Raw genomic sequence first — 6,113 nt, 5'->3', positions numbered from 1 at the left:
GGCGGAGGCCCGGCCCGCCTGAGCGAACGCGGCAGAGACCCGGCCCGCCTGGGCGGAGGTGGCGGAGGCCCGGCCCGCCTGAGCGAACGCGGCAGAGACCCGGCCCGCCTGGGCGGAGGTGGCGGAGGCCCGGCCCGCCTGAGCGAACGCGGCAGAGGCGCCACCTGCCTGGACGGAGTCGGCGGAGGCGCGGCCTGCTTGGGGCGAGGCGACGGAAACGCGGCCCGCCCGGGCAGAGGCGCCTGGGGCGCGGCTTGCCTGGCCGGAGGCGGCGGAGACACCATTCGCCTGGCCGGAGGCGACGGTAGGGCCGCCCGCCCGGGCAGAGGCCGCGGAGGCGGGCGTGGCATGGGCAGGGCCGGGGTGGCTACGGCCCGCTTGGCCGGGGCCGGCCTGGGCGGGGGGCTTGGGGGCCGGGGCCACTTGAGGAGGTGCGTGGTGCGCGGCGGGCCGCTCGGTGCCGGCCCCCTGATCGCGGCTGGCGTGGGTGGGAGTCGGGTGCGTGGGGCTCGGTCGGGCCGAGGGGGCCGTGGGGTGGCAGGCGGTGAGCGAGGTGAGGAGCGCGAGGGCGGTGAGCAGGGTGCGGCTCTTCGGTGTCACCCGCCCATGCTGCCAGGGATCACCAGCCCCGACTCGTAGCCGACGATCACCAGCTGGGCGCGGTCGCGGGCGCCGAGCTTGCCCATGATCCGGCTGACGTGGGTCTTGGCGGTGAGCGGGCTCAGCCCCAACGCCTCCGCGATCTCGGCGTTGTTGAGGCCGCGCGCGACCAGCGTCAGCACCTCCCGCTCCCGGTCCGACAGGCACTCGGGGCCGCCCGTCACGGGCGCCGAGGGGCTGCGCAGGAACCGCGCGATCAGGCGTGCCGTGGGGCCCGGTGAGAGCAACGCCTCGCCCCCGGCGACCGTGCGGATCGCGTCGAGGAGGTCGACCGGACGGGTGTCCTTCACCAGGAATCCGGAGGCACCGGCCCGCAGCGCCTCCACCACGTGCTCGTCGGTGTCGTAGGTGGTGAGCACCAGGACCCTGACCCCGGCGAGGTCCTCGTCGGCGGCGATCAGCCGGGTCGCCTCGATGCCGTCGAGGCCGGGCATGCGGATGTCCATCAGGACGACGTCGGCGCGCTCGGCCCGGGCGAGGTCGACGGCCTCGCGGCCGGTGCCGGCCTGCCCGACGACCTCCATGTCCGGCGCCGACTCCACGAGCATCGCGAACGCGGCCCGCACCAGGGTCTGGTCGTCGGCGAGCAGTACCCGGATCATCTCTGGTCCCCCGTCTTCTCCCCCAGCGGCAGTACGGCGCACACCTCGAAGCCCCGGCCGTCGGCGCGCGGTCCGGCGTCGACCGTGCCGCCGACGCTGCGGGCCCGCTCCCGCATCCCGACGAGCCCGTATCCGGGCGGACCGTCACCGGCGCCGCCCACGCCGTCGTCGGTGACGTGGACGCGCAGGCCGCCCTCCTCCTCGTGCACGCCCACGCGCACGGTCAGGTCGGCCCGGCCGCCGTGCCGCACCGCGTTGGTGAGCGCCTCCTGCACGATCCGGTAGGCGGCGGCGCCGACGGCCGGCGGCACCCCGTCGGCGCGTACGGCCAGCTCCACCCTGGCGCCCGCCGACTTCGCGAGTTCGGCGAGGCCGTCGAGGCCGGGCAGCGGTCCGCGGCCGTCCGGGGCACCGGGGTCGCGCAGCACCTCCAGGGTCGTACGGAGTTCGCCGCGGGCCGTGCGGCAGGTCCCGGCGATGTCGTCGAGCGCCTTCGCGACGGCCGTACGGTCCAGGCGCTCGGGGTCGGCCTCCAGGACGTGCGCGGCGACCGAGGTCTGCACGCCGATGAGGGTGATGGTGTGGGCGAGCAGGTCGTGCAGGTCGCGGGCGATGCGCAGGCGTTCCTCGGCGACCCGGCGCCGGGCCTCCTCCTCGCGGGTGCGCTCGGCGCGTTCGGCGCGTTCCACGGCCGCGGCGGCGTTCTCCCGGTGGACGCGGATGTAGCCGCCGAGGACCAGCATGGAGACGATCCAGCCGGTGATCTGGAAGCTGACCTGGACCCCGGCCATGCCGTGGCGGATCTTCAGGAGCAGCATCAGCGTGACCACGGAGGCCCCGATGAAGGCCGTGCGCCGGGGGCCGTGGGTCACCGCCGCCGTGTAGAGGACGACCATCGAGGCGGCGGTGGGCGCCGAGTGGTTGTAGTCCAGCTGGTGGTAGGTCGCGATCAGCGTGATCATGACCGCCAGCACGGTGAGCGGAGCCCGCCGGCGCCACACCAGCGGCACGTGCAGGCCGAGCAGCAGGGCCCAGCCGAGCGCGTCGGGGTGCCGGCCGGTGCCGACGGTGACGGCGATGCCGGAGGCGAGCGTGGCGAGCCCGGCGGCCAGAAGCACGTCCTGCCGCAGGGGATCCAGGGACGCGAGGGTCCGGCCGGGCCGGGACGCGGTGATGGTTGCCTGCACGGGGTTCATCTTCCGCTACGCGCTCACGGGCTCCGGCGTGCGGTCGGCGCTCGGCGCCGGGCGGGACAGCCGGCCCGGCCACCACACCCTGCGCCCGAGCGCGACGCTCGCGCTGGTCACCAGGTAGGTGCGGACGAGGAAGGTGTCCAGCAGGACGCCGACGGCGATGACGAAGCCCAGCTCGACCAGCGGCACCAGGCCCATGTTCGTCAGCACCGCGAAGGTGGCGGCGAGCACCAGCCCGGCGGAGGCGATGACGCCGCCGGTGGTGCGCAGGGCGGTGAGGGCGGCCGCCGCCGGTTCGGCGCCCTTGACCGACTCCTCCCGCATCCGGTGCATCAGGAAGATGCCATAGTCGACGCCGAGGGCGACGAGGAAGACGAAGGACAGCAGGCCGAGGCCGGGGTCGGTGCCGGGGAAGCCGAACAGGGGCCCGAAGACGAGTCCGCCGAGGCCGAGGGCGGCGCCCCAGACGGCGACCACGGCGGCGACGAGGAGCAGCGGGGCGACCAGGGAGCGCAGCAGGACGACCAGGATCAGCAGCACGGACAGGAGCACGATCGGGACGACCACCAGGCGGTCGCGGGCATTGGTGTCCTTCAGGTCGAGTTGCTGGGCGCTGGGCCCGCCGACGTGGGAGCCGGGCAGCCGGTGCCGGAGCGCCTCGATGGTGGCGGTCTCGGCGGCGGACTGGGGCGGGGCGGACGCGGTCACGGTGATCTCGGTCCAGCCTCCGCCGGTACGGCCCTGCCGGGCGTCGGCCACGCCCCGGGTGCCCTTGACCGCGGCGAGGGCGGCGTCGGCCCGGCCGGCCGGGGTGAGAACCTCGATGGGCTGCGCGGACCGCTCCGGGTAGGCCTTGGCCACGGTTTCCATGGCGGTCACGGACTCGGGCCGGTCGACGAAGGTGTCCAGTTGCTTGATCGCGCCGGGCAGGTTCAGGGTGCCCAGCGCGAGCGCGCCGAGCAGGACGGCGCCGGAGGCGAGGACGGTCAGCGGGCGGCGCCCGGCCGAGGAGCCCATCGCCGCGAACAGGGACCGGCGGGCCTTGGGCGTACTGCCGTGGGCGGGTACGAGCGGCCAGAAGACCCGGCGGCCCAGCAGCACCAGGACGGCCGGCAGCAGCGTCAGCATCGCGGCGAGCGCGCACAGCACGCCGACCGTGCCGAGCGGTCCCATGCCCCGGCTGGAGTTGAGGTCGGCGGCGAGCAGGCAGAGCAGTCCGGCGGCGACCGTGCCGGAGGAGGCGAGGACGGCGGGTCCGCAGCCGCGCAGGGCGGCGCGCATCGCGTCGTACGGCGTCTCGTGGCGCCGTAGCTCCTCGCGGTAGCGGGAGACGAGGAGCAGGGCGTAGTCGGTGCCGGCGCCGAAGACGAGGATGGTCATGATGCCGGCGCTCTGGCCGGAGACGGTGGTGCCGAAGGCCTGGTTGAGGCCGTAGGCGGCGGCGCGGGCGAGGAAGTCGGAGAGGCCGGCAACGACGAGCGGGACCAGCCACAGCAGGGGGCTGCGGTAGATGAGGATGAGCAGGACCGCGACGACGGCGACGGTGGTGTAGAGCAGGGGGCCGCCGAGCGAGGCGTACACGCCGGAGGCGTCGGTGGCGAGGGCGCCCGGCCCGCCGACGCGCACGGCCAACCCACCCTGGCCCTGGGCGACTTGGCGGACGTCGTCGACGAACGCGTCCCGCTTCTTCTCGTCCGTTCCGGGCTCGTTGCTGGTGACCGGGTACATGAGGGTGGTGCCGTCGGCGGACGGGATGCCGTGCGGGGTGCCGGTGGCGAGGCGGTGGCGGTCGGCGATCTCGGCGACCTGCGTGCGTGCCGTGGTCCGGTCGGCGGCGGTGAGTCCGGTCGCCCGGTGGTAGACGAGGACCAGCTCGGTGGTCTCGCCGCCGGGCAACCTGTCCTGCAGCTTGGCGACCTGGGTGGAGTCGGCAGACGCCGGCAGATAGTCGGTGGCCCGGTTGTGTTGCACCTCGCCCAGCTTGGCGGCGAACGGGGCGGCTACGGCCAGCAGCACCGCCCACAGCCCGACCACCAGCCAGGGCAGCGCCCTGCTCGTCCGTGTTTTCGCGGCCCCCATGACCATCGGGCCTCTCCTTCGCAGTGGATGTCTGGATACGGCTTCCAGACTTCCGGCGAAAGGGACGGCGATCGTCGGGCGCGGGAGCGAGTTGGGGGGTACTGCACGGGGTGACCGGGCGGCCCAGTTACTCCCCGGGGAGTACCGGCCCGAGCACCCCCGCCACCACACGCCCTGCGCCCCGCGCACCCCGGCACCCGCGCGCCGAGGCACCACGGACCCGCATCGCCCGCACACCATGGCCACGCACGCCTTGCGCCCCCACGCGCCTGGGCCCGCGTGCCGCGCACCCCCGACCCCACGAGCCCCAGGCCCCGCCGTCAGGACGGCGCCCGTGCCGCTGCCGGCAGGCGGGGCACGTCACCCGCGCAGACGGTCAGGGCCGCGCCGACCGTGGTGAGGGCGTCGCATTCGGCCGGGGCGCAAAGGCCGCCGGCGCGGCGGGTCCAGGGCGCCGAAACCCCGCTGCCGTCAGGACGGCGTCCGCGCCGCCGCCAGCAAGCGGGGCACGTCACCCGCGCAGACGGTCAGGGCCGCGCCGACCATGGTGAGGGCGTCGCATCCGGCGGGGGCGCAAAGGCCGCCGGCGCGGCGGGTCCAGGGCGCCGAAACCCCGCTGCCGTCAGGACGGCGTCCGCGCCGCCGCCAGCAGGCGGGTCACGTCACCCGCGCAGACGGTCAGGGCCGCGCCGACCATGGTGAGGGCGTCGCATCCGGCGGGGGCGCAGAGGCCGCCGGCGCGGCGGGTCCAGGGCGCCGAGACCCCGCTGCCGTCAGGACGGCGTGCGGGCCGCCGCCAGCAGGCGGGTCACGTCGTCCGCGCAGATGGTCAGGGCCGCGCCGACCGTGGTGAGGGCGTCGCGTTCGGCGGGGGTGTAGGGGCCGTCGGCGAGGGCGATGCGGGCGGCCTGGAGGAGGAGGGACTCGCGGCCGGCGGGGGCGAGGTGCGGGGCGAGCGGGTCCAGGGCCTCGTGCAGCTCTATGGTCAGGCTGGTGCCGCACTCGGCGCCGAGGACTCGGCCGGTGTCGGCGGCGAGGGCGTCGACCAGGGCGGCCAGCTGTTCCTCGGTGCAGCCGTCGAAGCCGGCCGCGCGCACGGCACCGGCGGCCGTCTCCAGGGCCGTACGCGAGGAGGTGCCGCCCGCGGCGAGCACGGCGAGGGCGACGGTGTGCACGGCGTCGCGGAGCATCGCGGAGAAGCGGCGGGTGGTGGGATGGTCGAGGACGTCCGTGCCGTAGTGGTGGCGGCAGGCGGCGCACTCCACGACCGGGCCCGCGGTGCCGCGCGGCAGCAGGGGGACGCCGAGCAGGGTGAGCCTGCGGCGGCCGGTGAGCCGCTGGTAGTTGCGGTCGCCTCCGCAGCCGGGGCAGTAGAACTCGCCGTCCCCTACGGGTGTCCACGCGGTGCGGACGCGCAGGATGTGCGCAGCCCTGGTGGCACGGCCGTCTCGTCCCCGTACTGGCAGCACGTCGCACCTCCGTAACGACGCCGCAACATCGCGGCGCTGGCGTGATGTTAGCCACATCACCGAGGCTGAGTCAGTACCCCGTAGGAGACCTTTCTGTGACCTGATCGGCC

Annotated in this window: 4 protein-coding genes and 1 pseudogene; all 5 read right to left on the bottom strand. The window is 75.5% G+C overall.

The features are described 5' to 3' along the window. A pseudogene (locus tag ACIBJF_RS11805) lies at nucleotides 1-600 on the bottom strand (hypothetical protein); the annotation flags it as partial. Continuing rightward, entirely contained in the window at nucleotides 597-1,262 is a 666-nt protein-coding gene (locus tag ACIBJF_RS11800; protein WP_399173524.1) for a response regulator, read from the bottom strand. The gene ACIBJF_RS11800 and the pseudogene ACIBJF_RS11805, both read right to left, overlap by 4 nt. Further along, complete coding sequence (locus tag ACIBJF_RS11795; protein WP_399173523.1) at nucleotides 1,259-2,458, bottom strand: sensor histidine kinase; 1,200 nt, start codon at nucleotides 2,456-2,458, stop codon at nucleotides 1,259-1,261. Before ACIBJF_RS11795 ends, ACIBJF_RS11800 begins: the two co-directional genes overlap by 4 nt. 6 nt (nucleotides 2,459-2,464) lie before the next feature. Then, complete coding sequence (locus ACIBJF_RS11790; RefSeq protein WP_399173625.1) at nucleotides 2,465-4,534, bottom strand: MMPL family transporter; 2,070 nt, start codon at nucleotides 4,532-4,534, stop codon at nucleotides 2,465-2,467. Nucleotides 4,535-5,307: 773 nt separating this feature from the next. Continuing rightward, complete coding sequence (locus ACIBJF_RS11785) at nucleotides 5,308-6,003, bottom strand: TerB family tellurite resistance protein (protein WP_356302633.1); 696 nt, start codon at nucleotides 6,001-6,003, stop codon at nucleotides 5,308-5,310. Nucleotides 6,004-6,113 lie beyond the last annotated feature (110 nt).

The sequence above is a fragment of the Streptomyces sp. NPDC050743 genome, assembly GCF_044456925.1.
Taxonomy (GTDB): domain Bacteria; phylum Actinomycetota; class Actinomycetes; order Streptomycetales; family Streptomycetaceae; genus Streptomyces.
Note: the sequence above shows the minus strand (reverse complement) of the source record. Positions and strands in the feature narration are given on the sequence as shown.